The 24,761-nt window shown below is 67.9% G+C and carries 23 protein-coding genes and 1 pseudogene; 10 read left to right on the top strand and 14 right to left on the bottom strand.

Annotation, left to right across the window (positions count from 1 at the left end):
* Nucleotides 1-36: 36 nt before the first annotated feature.
* The gene (locus Q0283_RS15175; protein ID WP_221243755.1) at nt 37-1,983 is read left to right on the top strand and encodes a glycoside hydrolase family 15 protein; all 1,947 of its coding nucleotides are present in this window, start codon (nt 37-39) and stop codon (nt 1,981-1,983) included.
* Between the two features lie 357 nt (nt 1,984-2,340).
* Here Q0283_RS15175 and Q0283_RS15170 read toward each other — a convergent pair.
* Nucleotides 2,341-3,574: pseudogene (locus tag Q0283_RS15170) on the bottom strand (IS3 family transposase).
* 299 nt (nt 3,575-3,873) lie between these two features.
* Here Q0283_RS15170 and Q0283_RS15165 point away from each other — a divergent pair.
* Complete coding sequence (locus tag Q0283_RS15165) at nt 3,874-4,413, top strand: hypothetical protein (protein ID WP_183528804.1); 540 nt, start codon at nt 3,874-3,876, stop codon at nt 4,411-4,413.
* Between the two features lie 265 nt (nt 4,414-4,678).
* Here the strand turns inward: Q0283_RS15165 and whiA are convergent, their stop codons facing one another.
* The 6 genes from whiA to Q0283_RS15135 form a co-directional block, all read right to left on the bottom strand.
* Entirely contained in the window at nt 4,679-5,599 is a 921-nt protein-coding gene (gene whiA / locus Q0283_RS15160; RefSeq protein WP_298045397.1) for a DNA-binding protein WhiA, read from the bottom strand.
* 86 nt (nt 5,600-5,685) lie between these two features.
* Nucleotides 5,686-6,228 carry a hypothetical protein gene (locus tag Q0283_RS15155; protein ID WP_298045396.1) on the bottom strand — a complete coding sequence of 181 codons (543 nt, stop codon included), beginning with the start codon at nt 6,226-6,228 and terminating at the stop codon, nt 5,686-5,688.
* 125 nt (nt 6,229-6,353) lie between these two features.
* On the bottom strand, nt 6,354-6,515 hold the full coding sequence (locus Q0283_RS15150) for a hypothetical protein (protein ID WP_183528791.1): 162 nt from the start codon (nt 6,513-6,515) through the stop codon (nt 6,354-6,356).
* Between the two features lie 213 nt (nt 6,516-6,728).
* The gene (locus tag Q0283_RS15145) at nt 6,729-7,370 is read right to left on the bottom strand and encodes an LUD domain-containing protein (RefSeq protein WP_183528789.1); all 642 of its coding nucleotides are present in this window, start codon (nt 7,368-7,370) and stop codon (nt 6,729-6,731) included.
* Nucleotides 7,367-9,100 (bottom strand): lactate utilization protein B, encoded by a 1,734-nt coding sequence (locus Q0283_RS15140; protein ID WP_298045395.1) that lies wholly within the window; start codon nt 9,098-9,100, stop codon nt 7,367-7,369. The genes Q0283_RS15145 and Q0283_RS15140 overlap by 4 nt, the downstream gene beginning before the upstream one ends.
* The gene (locus tag Q0283_RS15135) at nt 9,097-9,996 is read right to left on the bottom strand and encodes a (Fe-S)-binding protein (RefSeq protein ID WP_137772478.1); all 900 of its coding nucleotides are present in this window, start codon (nt 9,994-9,996) and stop codon (nt 9,097-9,099) included. The genes Q0283_RS15140 and Q0283_RS15135 overlap by 4 nt, the downstream gene beginning before the upstream one ends.
* Before the next feature lie 397 nt (nt 9,997-10,393).
* On the opposite strand from Q0283_RS15135, the gene Q0283_RS15130 reads away from it, so the two are divergent.
* The 3 genes from Q0283_RS15130 (at nt 10,394) to Q0283_RS15120 (ending at nt 14,045) form a co-directional block, all read left to right on the top strand.
* Entirely contained in the window at nt 10,394-12,190 is a 1,797-nt protein-coding gene (locus Q0283_RS15130; protein WP_265121812.1) for an L-lactate permease, read from the top strand.
* Between the two features lie 104 nt (nt 12,191-12,294).
* The gene (locus Q0283_RS15125) at nt 12,295-13,071 is read left to right on the top strand and encodes a FadR/GntR family transcriptional regulator (RefSeq protein ID WP_298045392.1); all 777 of its coding nucleotides are present in this window, start codon (nt 12,295-12,297) and stop codon (nt 13,069-13,071) included.
* A gap of 485 nt (nt 13,072-13,556) precedes the next feature.
* On the top strand, nt 13,557-14,045 hold the full coding sequence (locus Q0283_RS15120) for a hypothetical protein (protein WP_183528779.1): 489 nt from the start codon (nt 13,557-13,559) through the stop codon (nt 14,043-14,045).
* A 7-nt stretch (nt 14,046-14,052) separates the two neighbouring features.
* On the opposite strand, the gene Q0283_RS15115 is transcribed toward Q0283_RS15120, so the two are convergent.
* The gene (locus tag Q0283_RS15115) at nt 14,053-14,229 is read right to left on the bottom strand and encodes a hypothetical protein (RefSeq protein ID WP_298045390.1); all 177 of its coding nucleotides are present in this window, start codon (nt 14,227-14,229) and stop codon (nt 14,053-14,055) included.
* 317 nt (nt 14,230-14,546) lie between these two features.
* Here Q0283_RS15115 and Q0283_RS15110 point away from each other — a divergent pair, with 317 nt between their 5' ends.
* The 3 genes from Q0283_RS15110 (at nt 14,547) to Q0283_RS15100 (ending at nt 16,382) form a co-directional block, all read left to right on the top strand.
* On the top strand, nt 14,547-15,017 hold the full coding sequence (locus Q0283_RS15110) for a hypothetical protein (protein ID WP_183528775.1): 471 nt from the start codon (nt 14,547-14,549) through the stop codon (nt 15,015-15,017).
* Nucleotides 15,018-15,366: 349 nt separating this feature from the next.
* Nucleotides 15,367-15,705, top strand: coding sequence for a hypothetical protein (locus Q0283_RS15105; protein WP_298045389.1), 339 nt, complete (start codon nt 15,367-15,369; stop codon nt 15,703-15,705).
* 200 nt (nt 15,706-15,905) lie between these two features.
* Nucleotides 15,906-16,382, top strand: coding sequence for a hypothetical protein (locus tag Q0283_RS15100; RefSeq protein WP_298045388.1), 477 nt, complete (start codon nt 15,906-15,908; stop codon nt 16,380-16,382).
* A 160-nt stretch (nt 16,383-16,542) separates the two neighbouring features.
* Here the strand turns inward: Q0283_RS15100 and Q0283_RS15095 are convergent, their stop codons facing one another.
* From Q0283_RS15095 to Q0283_RS15080, 4 genes are all read right to left on the bottom strand, one after another.
* Nucleotides 16,543-17,910 carry an AI-2E family transporter gene (locus Q0283_RS15095; protein WP_183528769.1) on the bottom strand — a complete coding sequence of 456 codons (1,368 nt, stop codon included), beginning with the start codon at nt 17,908-17,910 and terminating at the stop codon, nt 16,543-16,545.
* Between the two features lie 305 nt (nt 17,911-18,215).
* A complete protein-coding gene (locus Q0283_RS15090; RefSeq protein WP_183528766.1) occupies nt 18,216-19,202 on the bottom strand; it encodes a diacylglycerol kinase family protein in 987 nt (328 codons plus the stop codon).
* A gap of 256 nt (nt 19,203-19,458) precedes the next feature.
* A complete protein-coding gene (locus Q0283_RS15085) occupies nt 19,459-19,776 on the bottom strand; it encodes a hypothetical protein (protein ID WP_183528764.1) in 318 nt (105 codons plus the stop codon).
* A gap of 440 nt (nt 19,777-20,216) precedes the next feature.
* The gene (locus Q0283_RS15080; RefSeq protein ID WP_298045386.1) at nt 20,217-22,088 is read right to left on the bottom strand and encodes an FAD-dependent oxidoreductase; all 1,872 of its coding nucleotides are present in this window, start codon (nt 22,086-22,088) and stop codon (nt 20,217-20,219) included.
* 48 nt (nt 22,089-22,136) lie between these two features.
* On the opposite strand from Q0283_RS15080, the gene Q0283_RS15075 reads away from it, so the two are divergent.
* Nucleotides 22,137-22,709: a helix-turn-helix domain-containing protein gene (locus Q0283_RS15075; RefSeq protein ID WP_183528760.1), complete on the top strand. Its 573-nt coding sequence runs from the start codon at nt 22,137-22,139 to the stop codon at nt 22,707-22,709.
* Nucleotides 22,710-22,844: 135 nt separating this feature from the next.
* On the opposite strand, the gene Q0283_RS15070 is transcribed toward Q0283_RS15075, so the two are convergent.
* On the bottom strand, nt 22,845-23,426 hold the full coding sequence (locus Q0283_RS15070; protein WP_183528758.1) for a dihydrofolate reductase family protein: 582 nt from the start codon (nt 23,424-23,426) through the stop codon (nt 22,845-22,847).
* 252 nt (nt 23,427-23,678) lie between these two features.
* On the opposite strand from Q0283_RS15070, the gene Q0283_RS15065 reads away from it, so the two are divergent.
* Nucleotides 23,679-24,044 carry a nuclear transport factor 2 family protein gene (locus Q0283_RS15065; RefSeq protein ID WP_183528756.1) on the top strand — a complete coding sequence of 122 codons (366 nt, stop codon included), beginning with the start codon at nt 23,679-23,681 and terminating at the stop codon, nt 24,042-24,044.
* A 79-nt stretch (nt 24,045-24,123) separates the two neighbouring features.
* On the opposite strand, the gene Q0283_RS15060 is transcribed toward Q0283_RS15065, so the two are convergent.
* Nucleotides 24,124-24,528 carry a hypothetical protein gene (locus Q0283_RS15060; RefSeq protein ID WP_183528754.1) on the bottom strand — a complete coding sequence of 135 codons (405 nt, stop codon included), beginning with the start codon at nt 24,526-24,528 and terminating at the stop codon, nt 24,124-24,126.
* Nucleotides 24,529-24,761 lie beyond the last annotated feature (233 nt).

The following is a 24,761-nucleotide window of genomic DNA, read 5'->3' as shown; positions in this document are numbered from 1 at the left end:
TGGATGTCCCGACACGGCGGCTGGTTCAATGGGGCCATGGCTCAGGACCTCGAGCGTGGCTCCACCCCTCTGGAGGACTACGCACTCCTGTCCGATCTGCGCACCGGGCCGCTGGTGTCCCGGGAGGGCAGCATCGACTGGCTGTGCTTCCCCCGCTTCGATTCTCCCTCAGTGTTCGCCGCCCTGCTGGGTACCGAGGAGGACGGGCGGTGGCGACTGTCCGCTGTTGGCGGGGAGGTGGTCTCCCGGCGGTACCTGCCCCGCACCTTCGTGCTGGAGACCACGTGGCGCAGTGCCACCGGGGTCGCGGTGGTCACCGATTTCATGCCGCCCAGTGACGGCCAGGCTGATCTGGTACGACAGGTGCAGTGTCTTTCCGGGACGGTTCAGATCGAGCATGACCTGCGGATCCGTTTCGACTACAACCGGGCCAAACCGTGGACCCGGCGGGTCGATCTCCACGGCACGGATCGGCAAGGACTGCTCTCGGTGGCGGGGCCCGACGCGCTGCTGCTGACCGGGCCCCTGTTGCACCCTCACGAAGACCAGGGCAGCGAACCGCAAGAAGGCATGGAGGACCGTCACGAGGCCTCCCCGCAGGGCCACCCGGATGACTACCAGGGCGCGGTGGCCGACCGGCTCACCGGGGCGTTCGATCTGCAGGCCGGTGACACCCGGGAGTGGGTGCTGTCTTGGCACGAATCCCACCGGTACCCACCGATCCCGGTGGACCCGGCCCAGGCGCGGGAACGCACGATCGCGTACTGGCGGGACTGGTCAGAACACGTGGAAGTCCACGACCGCCACGACGAGATGGTGCTGCGGTCCTTGATGGTGTTGCGCGCGTTGACCCATCGGGCCACCGGGGGCATCGTGGCCGCGGCCACCACCTCGCTGCCCGAGGACTTCGGCGGGGCCCGGAACTGGGACTACCGCTACACCTGGTTGCGGGACGCGGCCCTGACCATTGAGACGCTCATCGGCCACGACTTCACCGAGGGCGCCCTGCACTGGCGCGGTTGGCTGTTGCGGGCCGTGGCCGGAGACCCACAGGATTTGCAGATCATGTACGGGATCGCCGGAGAACGCCAGCTGCCCGAGACCGTCCTGGACCACCTGACCGGGTACGAACACTCCCGACCAGTGCGTGTGGGGAATGAGGCCGCCGACCAATACCAGGCCGACGTCGTGGGGGAGGTGATGATCGCCCTGGCCGCCCTGCGCGACGCCGGGGTACCCGAGGATGAGTACTCCTGGGGCCTGCAGAAGAACCTGCTGCACTTCTGCGCAGAGAACTACGATCGCCCCGGCCACGGAATCTGGGAGATGCGCGGAGCCCCGGGATTCTTCGTCCACGGCCGGGCCATGATGTGGGCCGCGTTCAACGAAGGAATCCGAGCCCTGGACGAACACGGCCTGGACGGGCCGGTGGACCGGTGGCGGGAGCTCCGGGAGAACCTGCGCGAGGAGATCCTGGAGCACGGGTTCAATGAGGACCTGAACTGCTTCACCCAGACCTACGCCACCACCGAGGTCGATGCCTCCCTGCTGCAACTGCCCCACACCGGCCTGGTGGCCTATGACGATCCGCGGATGCTCGGCACCGTGGCCCGCATCGAGCAGGACCTCGTGGACAACTCCGGGCTGGTGCGCCGATATCGCACTGAAGCCGGCCTCGACGGGCTGCCCGGAGACGAGTACCCCTTCCTGATCTGCTCGTTCTGGCTGGTTGAGCAGTACGCCCGCACCGGCCGGGTAAATGAGGCGAGCGAGCTGCTCGACCGGCTCACCGGCCACGCCACCGACCTCGGGCTCTACGCCGAAGAATACGACCCTGCCAGCGACCGCCTGGCCGGGAACTTCCCGCAGGCCTTCAGCCACCTCGGCTTCATCCGCGCCACCGACGCCCTCGAAGAAGCCACCGGCAAACACGACCTCGCTACACCGGACCGTCCAAGATCCCAGACCTGCGATAACCCCTGAGTCACCTTGAATGCTCGGGGAGGCACCCCGAACTTATCGAAGAGCACCGTTTGCCGCGACCCGAGACTTCTCTGCGGGAACGGAATGTTTGGCGAGGCGCTCAGTTGGCGCTCCGGCGCTGCCGTGCCGGACCCCCTGAGTCCTCGGATTGCCTCTCAGGCCTTGGATGGTTATCGCTACATGTTGTCCCATGTCTCGGTAGCCGACCCCTCTCCGGAGCGGTTTGTGCAGTATGCCCGGGCATACCTGGGTGGCGGTTCCGAAGCAGAGCCGGAGCCAAGCCCCTGTGCTCCTCCAGGTTGCTCCGTGCCCGTGCAGGTACTGGTGAACTGAAGCGCCCTGGGTTTCGTTCTGTGGTTAGACCACCGCGGGCGCGGCTGTCAGGTGTTGAGTGTATGAGGCTTCGACTTCTGCCGGGGTCCGGTAGTCGAGGCTCTCGTGCAGTCGGCGGGTGTTCCACCACTGCACCCAGTCCATCGTGGCCATCTCCACGGCGGTGACCGAGGGCCAGACCCGACAGCTGTGGATGATCTCGGCCTTGTAGAGGCCATTCACGGCTTCAGCGAGGGCATTGTCATACGAATCCCCGACGGACCCGACCGACGCGGTGACACCGTAGACCGCCAACGTCTCGGTGTAGGCCAGACTGACGTACTGCACACCCCGATCCGAGTGATGGACCAGGCGTCCGTCCCGCAGGCTGGCATCGGTGCTCAGCAGCGCGTGCTCCAGGGCCTGCAGCGGCAGGGACTGTGTGTGCAGGGTGGCCGCCACGGCCCAACCGACGATCTTCCGGGTGCAGGCATCGGTGATGAACGCGACGTAGCAGAAGCCAGTCAAGATCCGCACGTAAGTGATGTCAGCGACCCACAGCCGGTTCGGTGCCTGCGCGGCGAACTGTCGCTTGACCAGGTCCGGACGGTGATCCGGCTCGACGGCGGGCCTGGTGGTGACCGGCCGGCGGCCTCGCCGTACGCCCTGCAGGCCGGCGGCTTTCATCAGCCGGGCGACCTGGTCACGGCCGAGATCCCAGCCGGCCCGGCGCATGGCATGCCACATCTTGCGGTATCCGTAGACGCCGTAGTTCTCGGCGTGGATCCGCCGCAGTTCCTCGGCCAGGACCGCATCGCGCAGGCTCCGCGCCGAGGCCGGACGGGTCCTCGCGGCGCGGTAGCCGCGGGAGGTGATGAACCCACACTCCGTCGCACCCAGGGTGCGGCAGATGGCCTCGACCCCGAACTGATCCTTGTGTTCGTCGATGAACCGGATCATCTCGTCGTGGGGCGGACGTTGTTCCGCGCACGGATTACGCCGAGGCCTTCTTCAGGATCTCGTTGGCACGCCTGGCCTCGGTCAGCTCCCGACGCAAACGCCGGAGCTCTTCCTCCGGGGTCTCACCCGGTGATGCTTCCGCTGGACGTGCTGAATCCTGGGCTCGCTGGCACCAGTTCCGCAGGGTTTCCGGGCCACAGCCCAGGGATTGTGCCACGACACGGATCGAAGCCGCACGAGGACCACCTTCCGTGGCTTGGCGGTCGAAGACCATCCGCACCGCTCGGTCGCGGAACTCAGGGGTGAACTTCTTGGGCATGTACCGATTCTCCTTCGTGAGACTCGGAACGAAACCCAGGGCGCTTCAAACCGTATTCCGGCTCAGCATGATTGAGTCCGGCATGGCCGACAGCGTCGGGCAGTCCATACCGTGGGGCTCCGTCCCGAGCGGGTCGGCACGGTCATGTCCGGGGCCGGTTCACGAGCTGTTTTCACCGTTTCGGCGGCCCGATAGCCTGAGGCCGCCCGGTGTCTGGCGAGAATGAGCAGGCAGCAGTCTGCCAACAGTCCATCCGCCCATCATCCTCATCATCATCTCTCACCCGAGGAGGCCCGATCATGAATCCCACCGCACCGAAGGCCATCGGCCGCCGCATCGCCGCCGGCTTGGCGGCCGCGGCTCTGGTGGGCACCACCGCGTGTAGTTCCGTCAATCCGCAGGCCACCATCTTTGAGTACGCCCCGTCGGACGGGATCGAGGTGCAGGCCGGGGACGCCGAACTGCTCAACCTACTGTTGGTGTCCAAAGCCCCCTCTTCGGAGGGCCGCTTCCTGGGCTCGGTGTTCAACGACTCCGACGAGCCCCTGGAGGTGGTCATCACCATCGAGGGCACGAGCACGCGGTTGACCGTGCCCGCCGGTGAGCGCCTCGAACTCGGCGAGCCCGAGAACGAACACATCATCCCGGATACCGGCACCTTCCCCGGCGGCCTGGCCGAGGCCACCATTCAGGCCGGTGACGCCAGCCAGAATGATCAGATCCCGGTGCTGGACGGAACCCTGGAGACCTACCGACCCTACGTGCCGGGAGGTTGGAACCCAGACACCGTCGAGCACCTCTACACCCGGCCCGCCGCACCCCAGGACGACGAGCACTAGATTCGCAAACAGCACTGCCCGGTCGAACTGCCGCCCACCGGGTTGGCTCTACAGGGTTGACTGGGTTTTCCGCAGCGGCCACCCCAGTAGAGGAATCATCGCGTCCGACCCGCGATGCCCTTGCGGACTGTGTAGCGATTGCACCTGAGGGTTAGTGCAGTCCATGTCTGAGCATTCTTTGCTTCGAATCAAGCCCTGAGCGTTTTCGCCGACCGACCTCGGGCTGTCACACCGCTTTTATTGGGGTGTCTTGGGTCTCGGTTCCTCAGGGGTCCGGTTGTTTGTCGGCCAGATTCAGCAGTCGACGGATCCGGCCGGCGATCGCGTCCTTGCTCAGGGGTGGCTCGGCGAGCCGTCCGAGTTCGTCCAGGGAGGCCTGACGGTGTGCGATCCGCAGCTCACCAGCCCGGCGCAGGTGCTCCGGGACGCCGTCGCCCAGGACCTGCAGGGCCCGTCCGACACGGTCCGCGGTGGCGGCCGCGGCCCGGGCCGAGCGCTGGGCGTTCGCGTCGCTGATGCTCGCGCGTTGAGGTGCGGTGAACCGGGCGGGTCGAGCCGCCTGGTGCTGGTCCCAGGTGCGGGCCGCGTGCTTGGCGCCCATCTGGTCCAGGAGCGAGCGGATGGCGTGGGCCTCGCGGATCCTCACCCGGGTGGTGTCCCGGAGGTCTTGGGCCTCTGCCGGGAGGCCGAGCCGTCGGGCGGCACCCACCAGGGCCAGGGCCGCCTCCATGGTCGGGCAGTCGACCCTCAGCGCGATCGCACGGCCGGTTGCGTCCATCGAGCCGTGGGCGAGGAAGGCGCCGCGCCACAGGGCCCGTAACTGTTCCACAGAACCCTGGACCAGCCCCGCCGGCAGGCCTCGGATCGGGCGGCCTCGGGCGTCTACCAGTCCTGTCTGACGGGTCAGGTCCGTCCCGCCCGGATCCACCCGGACCGTGTAACCGCCACCGCGGTGCACGGTGCCGGAGTGTGCGGAGATCTCGCTGTCAACCCCGTAGGCCCCTGCTAACCCCGCGCGCAGTCGGCGGGCCGTGACGATCCGGTCCAGGTCCGCGGTGACGACCATGCGGCCGGAGACCAGCTGCAAGGCACCGCCGAAGCGCAGCATCGCCGCGATCTCGGCCCTGCACTCCGCCAGCGGCCCCAGCCCCGTTCGGGCCAGTTCCTCCTTCACGAGCGCGGTCATGCCCAGGCCCGGTCCCCTCGCCCCGCGTGGGGTGCCTGTCCTGGAACGCCGCGCCCCGTGGGCATCGGTCATCGGGGGGCCCGCATTCAGTGTGCTGCGCCTGCCGGTGCGGCAGGGGTGGTGTAGAGGTGGTCGAGGGTGGCCGGGTCCCAGCCTCCGGGCACGTACGGCCGGTAGTGTTCCAGGGTGCCGTCCAGCACGGGGATCTGATCATCCTGGCTGGCGTCTCCGGCCTGAATGGTGGCCTCGGCCAGGCCGCAGGGGAAGGTGCCGGTGTCCGGGATGATGTGTTCGTTCTCGGGCTCGCCGAGTTCGAGGCGCTCACCGGCGGGCACGGTCAACCGCGTGCTCGTGCCCTCGATGGTGATGACCACCTCCAGGGGCTCGTCGGAGTCGTTGAACGCCGAGCCCAGGAAGCGGGCCTCCGAGGACGGGGCCTTGGAGACCAGCAGGAGGTTGCGCAGCTCGGCATCCCCGACGTTCGCGATAATCCCGTCCGAGGGAGCGTACACGTCGAGGGTGGCCTGCTCATTGACGACACTGCACCCGGTAGCCCTCACCGTCAGTGTGGCTGCCAGTCCCAGACCGGTGAGGCCTCGCACGGCGGCGCGGGCAGTGGTGGGATTCATAATCGAACCTCCTCTGGTGGGCGGCGGATGACGTCTTGGGCCCCTCAAGACATCCTGGCCCGAGAACCCATCGCGCACCGCATCCTCGGTGACCAACTCGGGCGTCATCGGGGCTCTGTCTCACGCTACCGGTCCCCCACGCTGAGCGATATGCCCGCTTCATCCAACCCGACCCACGACAACACCCCTTGGCGAACCCCACACCTCGGGCCTCCGAGCTCGACCGCCACCCGGAACACGCCGATGGCGATCTCGCCCCGGTTGGCCACCAGGATCTTCTGGACCATGAACATCACTCCGTTTCGCTGCCGTGCGAACCTCGGGAGGAGGCACGGAGTGGTCCAAAGGTACAAGAGGACCGGGCGCCCCCCGGTCTAGGGGCGCGGTGAGGTCCCCCGGTGATCGACCCCCCGCGGTCAGGCCACCGACCGCCAGGCCCCGGCGCTCCGGCAGGGACCGGCGGCCAGCAGGTTACGGCGGCCCGGTGGGGCCGGGAGATTTTAGCCGAGCAGGATGACGTCCAGCCGGCGGGGGCCGTGGACGCCCTCGACGCGTTCGAGTTCGATATCTGAGGTCGCCGAGGGCCCGGAGATCATGGTGATCGGCGCGGTGGGCTCGACCCGGGCCAGGGCCTCGGGGATCAGCTCCACCACCGATGCGGCCGGAACCACGCAGATGTGGTGGTCCGGGACCAGGCTGATGGCCCGGCGCCCCTCGTCCGAGCGGGCGGTGAGGAAGATCGTGCCGGTCTCGGCGCAGGTGACCGTGGAGGAGGTGACCACTGCGTCCACGGCGTTGAGTTCCCGGACCCCGAGCACCCGTCCGCGTTCATCCGTGGACTCCCAGACCGCCTGGCGGGTGTCGGTGTCGGCCGGCAGCCAGGACGCCTCCAGTCCGGTCGGAACCACGTAGCGGGCAGATGAGCCCAGCAGCTCGTCGATGCGGCCCGGCAGGGTCTCCACGCTCTCGTGGTGGACCGTGGCCTTGTAGTCGACGAGCCGGTCCTCGAGCATCTCCAGGACCTCCGCGGCGGGCCGGTCTGAGACGGTCCGGTAGGTGCGTTCCACCTTCGGGGCGGCGGGCTGGTCGGCCAGGGCGCCACGGATGCGGGCCAGGATCTCGGTCTTTGCTTCCGTGCTCATCGGTCATCCTCCTCGGACTGGCGCGGGCCGGCGGGCTGACCGGGGCCGGTGCCGGGCACCACCCCGTCCGCACGGACCCGGTCTTGTGTTTCATCGGCGTGCTGGGCCCACCAGTTGCGGAACGACTCCCGGGGTGGCGCCGGGATGTCGCGGACGTCGGTCCAGCCACCGGCCATGCCGGGCAGCCAGCTGATGCGTCGGTCGTGGCCGGCCACGGCCCGGCCTAGGGGCAGGGCCTTTTCGGCCAGGGCCATGCGCCGTCCGGAGGACATCACCATCGAGGCGCCCTTCATCATCAGGTCCATCTCGGACGGCGGGTGCGGCAGCCGCTGGAACAACCGGCGCACCCGGCCCGGGGCCGGTCCCGACGCCGATCCGGTGCTGCGGCCACCGTCGGTGTTCTCGGCGGTGGCTTGGGGGCCGGCCGGAGTCTGAAGGGCGGCGGTGGCGCCGTCTTCGGTGGGGACCGCGTCGGCGGTGGGGCGCTGGCCGTGCTTGGTGCGCACGTCCTCGTCGCGCAGGTGCACGAGGATCTCGGGGATGTTGATCTTGACCGGGCACACGTCGTAGCAGGCCCCGCACAGGGTCGAGGCGTACGGCAGGGAGGCGTTCTCCGCGGAGGTGATACCGGTCAGCTGGGGCGAGAGGATCGCCCCGATCGGGCCGGGGTAGGTCGAGCCGTAGGCGTGTCCGCCGGCCTGTTCGTAGACCGGGCACACGTTCAGGCAGGCCGAGCAACGGATGCAGTGTAGCGCCGAGCGGCCGGCCGGGTCCGAGAGCACCGCGGAGCGGCCGTTGTCCAGCAGCACCACGTGCACGTCCTGGGGCCCGTCCCCGGGGGTGACACCGGTCCACATCGAGGTGTAGGGGTTCATCCGCTCACCCGTGGAGGACCGAGGCAGCAACTGCAGGTAGACCTCCAGGTCGGCGAAGGTGGGGACGAGTTTCTCGATGCCCATCACGGTGATCAGCGTCTCGGGCAGGGTCAGGCACATCCGTCCGTTGCCCTCGGACTCCACCACGGTCAGCGTGCCGGTCTCGGCGACCCCGAAGTTCGCCCCGGAGATCGCGACCTTGGTCGAGAGGAACTTCTCGCGCAGGTGGGCGCGGGCTGCCTCGGCCAGGTCGCGCGGTTCGGAGGTGAGGGTCTCGTCGGTCTCGGTCATCTCCCGCAGGAAGATCTCGCGGATCTCGTGGCGGTTCTTGTGGATGGCCGGGACCAGGATGTGAGAGGAGCGATCGTGGCCCAGCTGGACGATCAGTTCGGCCAGGTCCGTTTCGGTGGCGATGATCCCGTGTTCGGCCAGGTGGCGTTCCAGGTCGATCTCCGCGGTGGCCATGGATTTGATCTTGATGGCCTCGGTGCTGCCGGTGGCCTGGACCAGGTTCGTGATGATCCGGTTGGCCTCGGCGGCGTCCCGGGCCCAGTGCACGGTGCCGCCGCGGGCGGTGACGTTGGCCTCGAACTGCTCCAACAGCTCGGGCAGGTTCGCCATCACCGACTCCTTGAGGGCCGAGCCGGCCGAGCGCAGCGCCTGCCAGTCCGGGAGCTCCTTGACCACGTTGGCGCGCTTGCCGCGGATCGTGTGGGTGGCGTGGCGGATGTTGGCCCGCATCTGGGTGTTGCCCATCTCGGTCTTCGCCGCGGCCGGGAACGCGGTCTCGGCGTGCAGGTTCCCCTGCCCGTGCACGGGGCGGACGGCGGGCATCCCTAAGGCGGTGCGGCTCATCGGCTCTCTCCTGAATCGGCGGCCACGGCCGCGGGGGCATCACTACTGGCCGAACCGGCGGCCGAACCGGCGGCGGCTTGGGTCCGGTGGCGTCGTCCGGTCGGGCCGGGGATGGACAGCTCCACCGGCCCGGTCACCTCCAGCGGGTTCTGCCGGGTGGAGGCCAGGATCTCGGCGAAGTGCACGGTGGCCACCCCCGCACCGGTGCGGGAGATCGCCCCGCCCAGGTGCATCAGGCAGGAGGCGTCCCCACCGGTGCAGACCTGGGCGCCGGTGGCGGTGATGTTGCCGATTTTCTCCTCGGCCATCGCCGCGGACACATCCGGGTTCTTGAACGAGAACGTGCCGCCGAACCCGCAACACTCCTCGGCGTCGGGCAACTCGGTGAACTCCACCCCGGCCACCGAACGCACCAGGTCCTTCTGCCGGTCACCCAGGCGCAGCAACCGCATCCCATGGCAGGACGGGTGATACGTCACCGTGTGTGGGAACCACGACCCCAGCTGCTCGGCGGCATCGGACACCCCGAGCACGTCCACCAGCAATTGGGAGAGCTCATAAGTGGTCCCGGCCACCGCCTCGGCCCGCCGAGCCAGGTCCTCGTCCCCGCCGGCCCGGGCGACCATCGGTTGCTGGTGCCCCAGGGAGGCCACACAGGACCCCGAGGGCGCCACCGCGACGTCGTAGTCCGCGGCACTGAAGGCCTTCACGTGGTTGCGCACCACCGGCAGCGCGTCCTGTAGGTAGCCGCTGTTGACGTGCATCTGCGAACAACACCCCTGCCCGGGCGGGAACACCACCTCGTGGCCCAGCCGCTCCAGGACCCGCACGGTCGCCAGAGCGACCCGCGGGTACATCGCGTCCACGATGCACGTGGCGAACAAGGCGATTCTCATGCGACCTCCGTCGGGGAGCAGTGCTGGACGGCCCAACAGACCGTGTGGTCTGACCACTGTAGGGCAGTGTGAGGCACCGCACAACCACACCCCCTTCCGGCGTCCGGTTCGAGCGCCCCCTTAGATGCCCGCCCGAGTGTCCGGGTGCCGCCCGGGGGTGGCGCCCAACGAGGGGCGGGATGGGGTGTCCGGTGGCCCGCCCGACGGTGCGCCGCGCCGGTGGGGGTTGACCGGTGTGATGCACCTCATATAACTTATGTGGCCTGACCACTGTGGTCCGACCACAGCCGGGGCGGTGTCGGGAACCCCTCGCTGCAACCCCTGCCGGCCGGCGTCGAGGCATTGCGTCTCGATGGCGGGCCCCGCCAGATCCTGTCCCCCAGAAAGGACACCCCTCGTGGACAATCTCGCTGTGCTGAGCCTTCTAGCGCTGCTGCCCCTGCTGTTGGTGGGCGTGCTGTTGGCCGGATTCCGCTGGCCCGCGAAGTACGCCATGCCCGTGGGGTATGTGGCGGTCGTGGCCATCGCGCTGACCGTCTGGCAGATGAGTCCGGCCGGGGTGATCGCCGCCTCCATCGAGGGGCTCATCGTGGCCCTGACCCTGCTGTACATCGTCTTCGGGGCCCTGCTGTTGCTCTCGGCCCTGACCGTGGGCGGGGCGATGGCCACCATCCGGGCCGGGTTCGACAACATCTCCTCGGACCGGCGGGTCCAGGCGATCATCATCGGCTGGCTCTTCGGCAGCTTCATCGAGGGCGCCTCCGGGTTCGGCACCACGGCCGCGGTCGTGGCCCCGCTGCTGCTGGCGATGGGCTTTCCCGCGATGGCCGCCGTCATGGTCGGGTTGATCGTCCAGTCCACCCCGGTGAGCTTCGGGGCGGTCGGCACCCCCATCCTGGTCGGGGTGGCCAACGGGCTGGGCGGTGACCCGGCGGTAAGCGAACGGGCGAGCGTGCTTGGGCTGAGCATGCCGGAGTTCGTTGACTCGATCGGGTTCTCCGTGGCGGTCATGCACGCGATCGTGGGCATCCTCATCCCGCTGATCCTGGTCTGCCTGCTCACCGGGTTCTTCGGACCCGAGCGCCGCTTCCGCGACGGGCTGGCCGTGTGGCCCTTCGCGATCTACGCCTCCCTGGCCATGACCGTGCCCTACACCCTCGTGGCCCGCTTCCTCGGCCCGGAGTTCCCGTCCCTGTTCGGCGGGCTGATCGGCCTGGCGCTGGTGATGTTCACCTCCAGCAAGGGCTTTTTGATGCCCAAGGACCACTTCGACTTTGGCCCCCGGGACTCCTGGGTCGGGCGCTGGACCGGGACCCTGGACCCCGAGAAGGTCCCGCCGGTGTCCCGGAAGATGAGCCTGGTCCGGGCCTGGGCGCCCTACGCCCTGCTCGCCGCACTGCTGGTGATCACCCGGATCGTCACCCCCGTGACCGAGTTCCTGCGCAGCCTGGCCATCCCTGTGGAGAACATCCTCGGCACCGGGGTCAGCACCCGCATCGAACCGTTCTACTCTCCGGCCCTGCTGCTGATCCTCTCCGCGGTATTCGCCTACCTACTGCACCGCATGAACGGCCAACAGGTCCTGCGCACCCTGAAGGTCTCGGGTCGCCAGCTGGCCGGCACCGCCGTGGCCCTGCTCTTCGCCCTGCCCCTGGTGCGGGTACTCATCCAGTCCGGCCCGGAACTGAACGCCTCGGGACTGTCCAGCATGCCGGTCACCCTCGCCGAAGGGGCCGCGGCGATCTCGGGGGGCGCCTGGCCGCTGCTGGCACCCTGGATCGGGGCCCTGGGCGCCTTCGTTGCCGGATCGAACACCGTCTCGAACCTGACCTTCTCCCAGTTCCAGTTCTCCACCGGCGTCCAGATCGGCGTGCCCCAACCCGAACTCGTCGTGGCCGCCCAGGCCGTCGGTGGCGCCGGCGGCAACCCCATCTCCATCCACAACATCGTCGCCGCCTCCGCCACCGTCGGCCTTTTGGGCCGAGAGGGTGACTTGCTGCGCCAGACCATCCTGGTCACCACCTACTACTGCCTGGCCGGCGGTGTGGTGGCCTACCTGTTCATCCACGGCCTCGGGGCCAACCCCGGGACCATCATGCTCGTCCTGCTGCTGGCCGGGCTGGCCCTAGTCGCGTGGTGGATGATGCGGCACAACACCCCCGCCCCGCTCCGGACCGAGCGGGTGAGGACCTAAACCCGCGGGCCCATCCCCGGACCGTGGGCCAGACCAGCCCACGGTCCGGGGATCGGTGAGCCTCTCTAGAATGAGGTCCTACCCCTTTACCCCAGGAGCCGTCCGTGCCATCAGCCCCCGCCGCCTACACCCTGGTCCTCGACTGGATAGAGGCCCAACTGCGCACCGGACACCTCAGCGTGGGCGACAAACTGCCCGGAGAGCGCCACCTCGCCGAACAATTCGGGATCTCCCGCGCCTCCGTCCGCGAAGCCGTCCGCATCCTCGACGCCATGGGCCTGGTGCGCTCGGCCACCGGCTCCGGACCCACCGCCGGCGCCGTGGTCATCTCCGAACCCTCCAAGGCCCTGGGTTGGGCGCTGCGCATGCACATCGCCACCCGCTCCCTGCCCGTCCAGGACATCGTCCAAACACGACTCCTGCTGGAAACCCAGTCGGCCCTCGACGCAGCCGCCGCCCCAGACTCCGATCAGCGGTCAGAAATCCTGAACCAGGCCGCCGAGCTGCTCCAGACCATGGATGACCCGGATCTGCCTTCCGGGTGGTTTCACGAACACGACTCCCAGTTCCACACCCTGCTCAGCTCCCTGGCCGGAAACGTGGTGGTCGAAACCATCATGGACTCCCTCCGCCAGGCCACCATCAGCTACGTCCAGGAAACCGTCGCAGGCCTACCCAACTGGACCGACGTACGGTGCACCCTTCAAGACCAGCACAAAACCATCCTGGAAGCCTTCCGAGACCGACGCGGCCACGACGCCGCCGACGCCCTACACCACCACATCACCTGGTTCTACAGCCTCAGCGAAGACCACAACGGCACCGACGACCAGGCCACCCCTGCTCCGACGGGCACGGCAAGCGCCGCACAGCGTTCCTAACGCTTCATCCCTCCAGGACCACCCCAAAACCAGCACCCAAGTCAGACACCGCTAAGGCCTGACCGGAGAGAATGGAAAGGCCCGGGGCTCGCTTCTCCCTGCTAGGAGGAGGCACCCCGTCGAGGCAAAGCTCCCGCGCGCAGCCCGCGACATCAGTGACCTTCGACGAACCAGATCTCAACGGGCTCGCCGGGCCGGACCGTGTGACAGAACCGGCTAACAAGAACAAGGCTGGACCGAGCATCCCACCGGCGTGAAGCCGGACTGATCAAGGTCGCTGTCGATGACTACTCATCGACGCGGAGACGACGGGGGAATCGAGTGCAGCGCGCTTCTGACATTAGTGAAGCCCACTTCTGAACCTGACAGCAGGTCACGAGCGGGGGCGTCCGGTGGGGGTTCCACTTACGGAATGGAGAAGAGGGGTCACCGGAGCACCTCTTGAGGCACAGCTCGTTTGCATCCCCTCGTAGTAGCGTCGCGATATGAACGACAGCGACGGTCAGCCTCCTATGGTGCGGATGTTCCCGGACTACGCCGATACCGTTCTGTGGTTCGGTGAGCCCGTGCCGTACGACGAATCCGGCCTCACTGAAGGGCTGGTACGAGAACTAGAGGATTGGGAACAGTCCTACTACGACTCACTGACGCCCGACGAAGACTGGAAGTCAGCAGAACTGGCCCGCCAGTTCACCGCGGAAGGCAACCGTCTGGCCCAACGGGTGGCAGATGAACTGGGTGACGGCTACGAAGTCCAGTTCAGCTCCTACGAACCGGGTGTCCCACCGCACAGGTTCCGTGGGGCGCGCTCGGGCCTCAATCCTCGAGCCGCCGCTGCCTTCGGAGAGCTAGAAGCGGCTCTGATCGCGGAGCAGCAGAGATCCGACAATGCTGCAATTGCTCCTGACGCAGATAACTCCGAGTGGTTCGCCGTTGCACCGTTGACGGGCGCCATCTTCAAACCACATCGGTAGACCATGGTTATGAGAAATCGGAATACCGGGCCGAGCCGTCGGTGTACTTGTAGCCGATGGGGAACTGCTCGATGATGACATGCCCGGGAAACTCGTCCTGGATCGCTTCCGCGAACGCATCGGCTTCGCCCGGGTCGTCGAACACCCCCAAGACGACATTGTCAGGCGTTTCGTCCTGCTGCACGATCCACACCCGGCGCCCACGCCTCCGCCACCTCATGCCGCCAGCATAGGTATCAGCGCGCGGGAGACCGAGGCCGAGGCCGTCTACCCCTCTCAACAATCACTCGCCCCAGGGGCCGGCTCTGCCTGGCAGCTGGTCCGCTGATCCTGAGGATCATGCCGACGCCCGAGGTGACGCCGAAGTTGTGGGCACAGGCCGCGCCGGTGGGGTCCGGTGACAAGGCGTCGGCACCGGTGGCTGAGCCACCGCGCACCTTCGCATATGACCGGTACGCTCAGGAACCACAGCATCGGCCACTGATCGACAAGGGACACCCGATGAGGACCAGAGGACGTGAAGCCGCGAGCATCCTGGTCGTCGGTGCCCTGCTCGTGCTCACCGGTTGCGGCCCCGGGGAACCGAAGATGGGCACTGCGCCCCCGACGACCGACCAACCGATCGCCGAGCCGTCGATCACCTACCAGGTCCAGTCCCTCACCAAGGACAACGAACCCGTCGACATCACCGGGTGGACGGACGTGGACCTGCCAGACACCCTCGTCGGCGGCGTCATCCGGCCCGGCCACGTCTGCAATAACCCCGGTTTCGAGATCACGGCCGTCGACGGAGACGTCTGGACCACCGTGAAGACCGACGTGGAGTCCGCGGAAGGGTGCGGCGCACAAGCCCAGGCCGTGAAAGACAAGGCCGTCGCCACCCTCGAAGGTCAACTCACCGTGCACCAGACCGATGAGGGCATCGAGATCACCAACCTGCCCTACCGGCTGATGCTGGAACCCACCAAGTAGTCATCCGAACAGGAAAGCGCTGCGCTCAGGGCCGTTCTTCACCCCGTATGACGATCCTGTTACGGCGCAGTGTGGAAGTCATTCGGCGATCAGTGAAGGCCATTTCTGGTTTGAGTGCCGTCGACTCTTGAAAATGACGCCGGCGCGGCTGAGGGCAGGGGTTACTTGGGCCTGCATCATGGCGCAGACTGTCCACTCAAGGAGGACGGAGAAGATCATGAAGCCCCGTTCCTGTCCCACCGGTTCGTCTGGGTCGCTCCTGATGGATTTTTCCCAGCTCCGGCCCGTAACTTCCGGGCCGGCCGGCCGTGGGGCCCTGCACGCTGCTCCGAGGACGTAAGGAGACCCGATGACTGAGAACTCCGTCGCCGTCTGTCCCGGATGTGCCGGGCCGTTCTTGGACGAGCACCCGGCCGGCCCGCTGACGTGCCGGCACGTGGGACACTGCCCGTTCTTCGTGGCCGAAGAGGCCCAGAAGACCGCCGACCTCGATGTGCCCTCCGGCACGCTTCGCCCAGCCACACCCTTTGAATCCGTGTTGTGGTCCGCAGTGACCGGCCGGCCCCACCCAGTCCCGCCTCTGGCTCTTTTCATCCGCCTCCAGACGGTCGCGGACGGCATCGTGCACCGTGCCCCGTCGGTGTGGGACACGCACGCCGGTAAGCCCGTGCGTGAGATCAAGGAATAGGGCATCACCGGCCAGCAGGGTCCCCCGGGCCTCGTTAGCAATAGCGCTGAGCGGGGCATCCTCTGCCCGGGCCTCGCACGCCGGTATTGCGAAAGTGCCGCGATAAGGTGTTCGGTGAGTGGGACGGCGCTCCCGTGGGCACCTATCTATCGGCCCGAGGCGCGGGTAGGCTCACTGCACCAATCTGATCGGAGCCGACGATGCTTTATCGAGTCCAGCCGGGCAGCGAGTTGATGTGGTCCGATACCGATGCGTCCCTGGTCGATTTGGCGCGGGAAGGCATTGACCTGGACCTGCTGGAGTGGCGCCCCGTCCAGAGCGAGCACCGCCATGCCGACGTGGTGGCCCTTGCCCTGCGCCACGGGACCAAGACCGGAACCGGGATCGTTTTCGCGGCCCAGCTTCTGAGTGAGTCCGAACGCCCGCAGAAGCTGATGCAAGATTATGAGAACCTGCGTAAGGCGTCGGGGGATCCGGCCATCCAGGCCGCCGATGCCCGCCGCGAGCAGGTCTCGCCGGGCTGGATCGAGGCGGGCAAGAAGAGCGACCAGGTCGTGTGGGAATCGGTGCGGGCGGCGGTGCTGGATGCAGAAAAGCGGGCCGCGGAGCTGATGTCCCGGCCCGTGCGCGAAGACCTGGTCGCCTGGTGGCAGAACCAAGGCGGCATCATCGCATGAGCCGGGCCGAACTCCGGGAAGCCGAGGACAGTTAGAGGGCCCGTGCCGCAGCTGCGGCACGGGGACGCTCTGCATGACGACCAGTGATCCAGCGCGAACCTCAGCGTATGGCCGTGATCGCGGCGCCGGGTCCTCACCGGTGGCGCGGCGTGGTGTGAGGTCAGGGGTGTTCGGTGTCGGTCTTGTCCGTGGGGTTGGTCCCGGTCGTGTCCTGTTCGGTGGCCCCGAGGCGGGCGCCGCGGCGGTGTTGCAGGCGCATGCGCTGGTATCGGAAGCGCTGGGCGAGGGTGGCCTTGTCCCGCATCTGGTCCTTGGGATCCAGCGGGTCTGCCCCGAGGACCGGGTCGGGGCCGGCCTGGTAGCCGGTGGCCCAGACCTGGAGGATGGCCCAGGTCACCGCGGTGTACGGTACGGCCAGGATGGCCCCGAAGATCCCGCCCACGATGGTGCCCACGGTCAAGGCCAGCAGGATCAACAGTGGGTGCAGGCTCAGGGTGCGCCCCATGATGATCGGTTGCAGGATGTTGCCCTCGATCTGATTGACGATGATGACCCAGGCGATCAGCGCCAGGGCGATGAGCGGGCCGTTGGTCACCAGAGCGACCAGGGCGGCCAGGGCCCCGGCGATGGTTGCCCCGATCACGGGGATGAAGGCGGTGACGAAGGCGATCACGGCCAGGGGCAGGGCCAGGGGCACCCGGAAGATCACCAGGAAGGCGCCGATGAGGATGCCATCGGCTAGGGCGATCGCGGCGGTGCCGCGCACGTAGCCGCCGAGGACCTCCGAGCCCCGGTCGATGGACTCGGCCAGCTTGGCCCGGCGTTCCCCCCGGGTCCAGCGCAACAAAAAGTTCCACATCGTTTCCCCGTCCTTGAGGAAGAAGAACAGGATGACGATGACCAGCACCGCCCCGGTGATGACCTGGGTGGCCGCGGAGATCCCGCTGATCGCCCCACTGGCGGCCGCCCCGCTGGACAGGAACTGCCCTACTTGGCGGGCGGCCTCGTCGATGGCGGCGGTGTCGATGGGCACCGGTCCGGCGGTGACGAACCGCTGCAGCTCCTCCCAGCCCTCCACGGCCTGGGTGGTGAGGGTGTCCCACTCGCTGCGCACGGAGAACACGATGCCGGTGAGCACCCCACCGACCAAAACCAGGATCCCCAGGAACGCGGCCAGGGTGGCCAGCAGGTCTGACCAGCCCCGGCGCTCGAGCCACTTGACGGCCGGTGCCACCGCCGCGGCCAGGATCAGCGCGACCAGCAGGGCGATCACCACCAGCGTTACCCGCAGCAACACCCAGACCACGCCCACCACGACCGCGGCGATTAGCAGCGTCTGGGCCGCCCGGGACCCGGCCCGACCCAGGGCGTCCGCCCAGACCCCGAGAACCGGGGCCACCGCGTGCGCGGCGTCGTCGTGGGCGCGCGCACCCTGGATCGCCTCGACCGGCGTGGGACGGGCCGCAGCCCCGCGGTCCGACGCGCCTTCGTCGGCAGGTCGGGCATCGGAGGAGGAAGAAGCGCCCATCGAATACTCCTGAGGGTGGGGCAGCACTCGGCGGTGCCACAGCCATCAACGGAACCTGCCCCGACAATAGGCGCCCCCCAGCACGCATGTCAGCCGTTCACACCACCGCTAATCCTCACCGCCCATACCCCTCCGGCACGACGACTCTGACCATCCACCGCCCCTCACCAACGGTATGCCTGCCCGGCTTGGTGCGGCTCTTTGGGGCCGAGCATCTACCGCCCGCAGGACATCGGGGTAGGACCGGGCCGGGCCGCTGACCGAGAACGACCCGGGCACCGTGGCATCCCCGCGCCTGGGGCAGATCAGGGTTCTGTGTTCGCGGTGCAGACCTGCAGGGCAGCCGGACGAACGGTAATCCGGGCGGCGACGATCGTGCCGAAGCTGTCCCCGTCGAGCTGCACGCGGTGGGGGACCTCGAAGCGGACCGCGAAATCCCGTCCTTGGGCATAGGCCAGGGCCTGTAGGTCTGGGGCCAGCACCAGCATGGCCCGGCCGAACCGGGACCGGTGGGCCACCCCCTGGAGCGCCAGGCGGGTGCCGATCCGGGCCCACCCGAACCGGCCCTTGGGGCGCAGGATGACCATGTCCAGAACCCCGTCGTCCACCTTGGCGGCCGGCAACAAGAGCATGCTGCCGGTGAGCGTGCCACAGTTGCCCACGATGATCGTGTGCGCCCGGGCAGAGCGCACGCCCCCGCCATCGACCCGGAACCGCAACTGGAACAACCGATTACGGAGGATCGACTTCGCGATCGGATCCACATAGGCCAACCAGCCCAGGCGTCGCTTGGCCACCGCGCTGGTGTCCGCCGCCATCTGGGCATCCAGCCCAATCCCGGCCATGACCAAAAACACCCGACTGCTGCGGTGCCCGGCCTCGTCCTCCAGCTCGGCAACCCCCACATCGACCCGACGGCCCACCCCGCCGAATGCCGCCCGAACCGAGGCGTCAATATCCCCCCGCGGCAGCCCCAGGTTCCGAGCCAACAGGTTCCCGGTGCCCGCCGCCAGCAACGCCAGCGGCGTTCCACTACCGTGCAAGACCTCGGCGACCGTTCGTACGGTCCCGTCCCCGCCGACGACGATGACCACCGCTGGCTCGCCCGCCAGGGCTTGTTGTGCTGCGCTCCGCCCGGAGTCCTCCCGACTCGTCCGGTACCACCGAGACCGGCCCCAACCATGACGGTGCTCCTGGATTTCGACGGCCCCCCGCACCCGGTCCAGCGGAAGCCTGCCGACCGGATTGTAAACGATCGCGGCATGAACGGCGGCGGCCCCGGGTGATCCCATGAAGGAAGCGTAGTCCCGAGAACTCAAGCTCCAGCCCCTCCCCCCGACCCGTTAGATGGGGCGGGCCCGGATGCCCGTGGGTCAGCGTCGCGGTGATGATCGCGGCGGGGCGTCAGGTCACGAATAACCGTGTCGAACAGGCCGTAACCAGGAAACGGTGCGCAAACACGGCACGGGTAGCTCGATGTGAACGCCTGAGACACCGCTGGTGCAGGCGTCCAGACTCACGGTCGGACCCGGCCGATCAGAACCGGCGCTAGACGTCATGCTCGGAGGCGGGGCCGCCCTCGTTCTCCCAGTTCTCCAATCGGTTCATCTTGGCGCGGGTCAACCGGTGCCGCACGCCATAACCGGACTGGTCATCCTCGGGGATGAACACGACTCCGCAGTCTTCCAGAGCCCGTTGCAGCCGCATTTTCTCTCCGATCGCCAGATCGGCACTACCCCGCTCGAACGCCTGTAACCGTCCAGGGTCAAGCCCGGCGCGGTCGGCCACATAGGCCCCGGAGACTTGGGCCAGTGCCCTGGCCGCCAAGGCCAGGTCCGCGGTCATGAGGAACTCGGAACTATGCATGCCCCCAGTGTGCTCACGCCAGGTCCCAGATGCACCAGTCCAGCCCCGCGCTCCGGCCCTCGGCCTCGCCGCAGCCGCCACGGAACAACTGGCACGGTAACACCGCATTAAGGATTTGATCGCACAATGGCGGTCTTCTTTGGTCGCCTGTTGGCGGCGCTGTCCACGCGTGCCAGCCTGCCCGTTAGAGGAACCTCCACCGGTCCCGCGAGGAACTAAGAAGCCTTTCGCCAGGACCGTCCCAGCGAGGGATCCCGTTTCGGAACGGTTGGTGGTGGCGATGCAAGGGGTGGTGCTTTGAGTTGCCGGGGCACGCTGAGATCCATGTTTGGCAGTGCGGTGAGTTCCTCGGCTACCCCTACGAAAATGACGAACCCACGGGGCGTCGGCGGGAGTGGTTCAGTAGCAAAGAGGCGGCCCGCGTGCGCGATAGACCGCGATCAGGCGGTGACGGCCCGACGGGCCTCGAGGGCCTGCTGGAGGGATGCGACGCAGAGGTCGCCGTGGACGGCGGCACCCGTGGTGACGCCGGCCGCGGCCGAGCCGACCACCATCGCCATGAGCTGGTTGGCATTGCCGGCGGCCCAGACTCCCGGGATCGCTGTCATCCCGCGTGGGTCGGCGGGGACCTGTCGGCCGAAAGGTGTCGTCTCGATGGTGCCCCCGAGTTGCTCGTACAGCTCGGTGCGGGCCTCGAAACGCGGGGCGATGACGGCGGCGTCGGCTGCGAAGGTGCTGCCGTCCTCCAGTTCCACCGCGCGCACCTGGGAGCCCTCGAGCACCAGGCGTTCGATCCGGCCCCGCACGGCCTCGATCCCAAGCGCCGCCATCTGGTCTCGTTGTTCCTCGGTGGGCTCCGGCGCCTCGTGCAGGAACACGGTGACCCGGTCGCTGAGCTGGCGGAACAGCATGGCCTGGTGGATGGCCACCTCGTCCCGCGCGAGGATGGCGATCTGCTGGTCCCGGACTTCCCAGCCGTGGCAGAACGGGCAGTGCAAGACGGTGTGACCCCAGCCCTCGCGGACCCCGGGGATGTCCGGGAGGTCGTCGACCAGCCCGGTCGCGAGGATGACCCGGCGCGCGCGGACCAGGCAGGCCCCGTCATCGACTTCTACGGTGAAGTCATCGACTGCACCCGAGATCCCGGTCGCTCGTCCCGGAACGATCCGCACACCGTAGGCCTCGGCCTCCGTACGGGCTCGAGCGAGCAACTCCCCCGGCGCGATGCCCTCGTGCCCGAGCAGGTTGTGGGCTCCCGCGGCGGGGGCGTTACGAGGCTCGCCAGCATCGACCACGACGACGGAGCGACACGACCGGGCCAGCGCGACGGCGGCCGCAAGCCCCGCGGGACCGCCGCCCAGGACGACCACCTCCGCCTCCAGGTCCTCGGCCGCCGCGTCGGACCGGCCGTTCTGAGATCTGCTCTCCTGGGCCCGTACACGGAGCGGTTCTCGGGCCGCATGCCCGGTGGGGGCATTGGACGTCGACGGGCGCGTCGCGATCCACACCGCGCGGCCGGAGCGCAGGGTGATCTCCGACGTCCCATCCTTGAGGGCACCCAGGGCCCCGTCGAGCCCCTCGATGTCCGTGCTGGTCAGCTGCGGGGTAAGCCGCTCCCTTTGGGACTGCACCCTCCGCTGCAGGTACCGGGCGCCCTCATCCGTCTCTGCGTGGACGACGAACTCGTGGTCGCGGCGGTTCACCGCGCAGAACCCGGCCTCGTTCAAGAGCCGGTCCCAGTCCGCCATCGCGTGCGGGGCGCGCTGTGCCAGGGCGCGCGCCAGCCCCTCACGGTCGGTGCCGAGATCTGTGGGTTCGAACCCCTCCTCACCGGTGAGCTCCGTCAGGACGAGTACCCCGCCGGGCCGCAGCGCGGTGAACACGCGCCGCAGCACGGCGGCGGGGTTGCTGACGTGATGCAGGGACAGCGCCGCCCAGGCCAGGTCCACGTCCTGTGGGAGTTCCGCCGGCCAGCCCCCGTCCAAATCCACTCGGTGCCCGTGGATCCGGTCCGCCAGTCCGGCCTCGGTCGCCGCACCCGCGAGACGGTCCAGAAGCTCCGGGGCGACGTCCAGGGCGTGCACCTGGGCGGTGGGGAACCGGCCGGCCAGTGCCACGGCGTCTGCACCGGCGCCGGAACCTAGGTCGAGAACGACGGCCGGGTCTGCGTCGAGGGCACCGGCGACACGGTCGAGGACGGCATCACGCAGCGGGGCGTTCAGCCGGGTTTCGAGCTCGAGGTACTCGGCGAAACCGTCGGGGAGCTCGTGCCAAGCCTCGTGGCCGAAAGGGTCGTGGTGATGAGCAGTCATGGCATCCACATTACGGCCGTCTCCCACAATACGAATACACTCTTGCGTATGACGCAAGAATCGGCAGAGTCCATCGTCCGGCAGCGCATCCGTGGGTTGCGCCTAGCGCGCGGATGGACCTTGGACACGCTCGCGGCCCGCTGTTTCCTGTCCCCGTCCACGCTCAGCCGCATCGAGACCGGTCACCAGAGGATCGCGCTTGAGCAACTCGTGGCCATTGCCAAGGCGCTCGGCACCTCCCTCGATCAGCTGGTGGAGCCGGAGGGGGACGAGGACGTGGTGATTCGCCCGGAGCCCGAATCCATGGGCGGTGCGACGTTCTGGCTGCTCTCGCGGGAACGCGACCGGCGGGGGGTCACGATCGCCAAGATGCGCCTGGCCGCCGACCATGAGGTGCACGAGCCCCGCGTGCACCCCGGTTACGAGTGGTTCACGGTGCTCAGCGGCACCATCCGGCTCCAGCTCGGCACGCGGACCATCCTGGTCCACCCGGGTCAGGCTGTGGAGTTCTCCACCATGACCCCGCACCTACTCCAGGCGCATCACGGACCCGTCGAGCTGTTGACCATCTTCGACCAGGACGGCGAGAAGGCGCACTTACCGGGCCATCGTCACCACTGACGGGGCCGACGGTCCGCTGCGGGAGCGGCCCTCGCTCGGCGCCGCGAGTCGGTCTGCCGGGCACAGCGCTGAAGACCACCGGATCGGCGGGCACACCCGGGCAGATAGTCCCGAAGCCTGCCGCAAGGGGATCGGTCAACGGCGCACCCGATAGCGCAGGTGAAGCACCCGGTGGCCCTGAAGCATCACGTCGGGATCCTCCAACAGGTGGTGCCCCTGGACCGACCCGAAGTAGGGCTTGCCGGACCCGAACACGACGGGTACGACGTCCATGCGCACCTCGTCGACCAGGCCCGCGGCAAGCACCTGGCCGCCGACGTCGCCGGCGGCGACCTCGACGATGCGGTCACCGGCGAGTCCCTGCGCGGTGGCCACGCCTGCCTCGATGCCGTCGACGAATTGGAATGGGGCCTCGGGGTCCCAGCCCTCGGGCCTGCCCCGGTGGGTCACGACGACGACGTGGTCCACCCCGGCCGGAGGCGTCCCGTCCCAGCCGTCCGTGATGTCGAAGACGTGGCGGCCGGCGATGGTCACCCCGATCTGGTCCCAGTACGGCCGGGTGTAGTCGTAGGACGTCTGCGACACCGTCAACACGCCACTCTCGTCCAACGGCACGTCACCGCTGGTCAACCAGTCGAACAGCGGTCCGGGCTGGTCGTTCTCGTCCGCGATGAAGCCGTCCACCGACACCGCGGCGTACATGACCACTTTGCCCACCGGGCGCTCCTCTGCTTCGGGGTGCCCCCAAGGTAGCGTGTCGTGAGCCGTCGCTCTAGTAGGACATCAATCGGGTGGCAGCGGCCAGCCGTCCAGCACGTGGCCAGCCGCGCCCAGGACGAAATCGAGCCACCATCGTGGGGCCGCGGTCCGGTTTGACCGTCTCGCTGGGGATCCGCTTGCGGCGCACTACCAAGGTCCATGCGACGCTCCGGCAAGCGAGTGCCGTGCAGCGGCGGCTACCGTGGCCGCATGAGCTTGCAGGAGTTGATGGAGCTGGAGCATCAGGGCTGGCAATCGCTGTGCAATAGCACCGGAGCCGACTTCTACGGCCGACTGATGACAGACAACAGCGTTATGGTCCTGGCCCACGGTCAGGTGTTCAGTCGACAGGACGTCGTCGAATCACTCAACGAAGCACCACCATGGCGTTCCTACGACATCGATGAGGAACGACTAATCCCACTCGGAGACTCCGCCGCCGTGCTCGTCTACCGCGGTACCGCCTACCGTGACGGCACAGCACCGGCATTCGTTGCTCTGATGGCAAGCGTGTACGTCCGTCAAGGCAACGGGTGGGCTCTCGCCTCGTACCAGCAGACTCCGATCCCAAGCTGAACACCACACCGCTGAGGGATCCACCATCGGACACTTGGGCCCAGTCAATCCACGCGGATATATATGTGTGGGCCTCTCCTTAACTCCGACTGTGAGGCTCGAGCCCGTGGTTCAACTCTGTCCATAGGCGGTCTCGCTCGGCGCCGGTGACGAGCGTCGCGTCGAAGTCGACTTCCTCATCGACCGCCGGATCCCACGTAGAGAAGTGTCCGTGGCGTAGTTCCTCCACCGCATACCATTCGGGGCCGTAGTCTTCTTCGCAGTACTCGTGCCGGCCGTCCACCCAATGCACCTGGGTCCACATCTGTTCCTGCTTATCCCAGAAGAACGGCAGCGAACGCATGGGCATCACAGAGGTCGTCACCCATCCGCGGACCTCACCGTCCAGCGACAGCTGCCACACCGCCTCACGAAACATGTTCAGTTTCGGATCCTGCGGCCAGTCCGTTTCGTCCAAGCCAAACCACTTATCGAGCCATCCCATCGTCCCGTTGTAGCCCATGCAGTGGGACGTGCAGCATCAGCGACATAGCGTCCGTCTGAGGATCGGCGAGCTCAATCGGTCGTTGCAACACCCCCCCCACTGATGAGGTGTTGCGCGTGTTGTCGAAGAAGGAACGGATTGCCAAGGAGGGGAGTTTCTGGGTGTTGATGGCCCAGGGCGGGACTGCTGCACCGATAGGTGACAGGGTGGGTCAGGCTGCCTAAGCGGCAGCT

The organism is uncultured Citricoccus sp., assembly GCF_937871995.1.
Lineage (GTDB): Bacteria > Actinomycetota > Actinomycetes > Actinomycetales > Micrococcaceae > Citricoccus.
The sequence above is the reverse complement of the archived record's forward strand: the minus strand, read 5'-3'. Positions and strand labels throughout refer to the sequence as shown.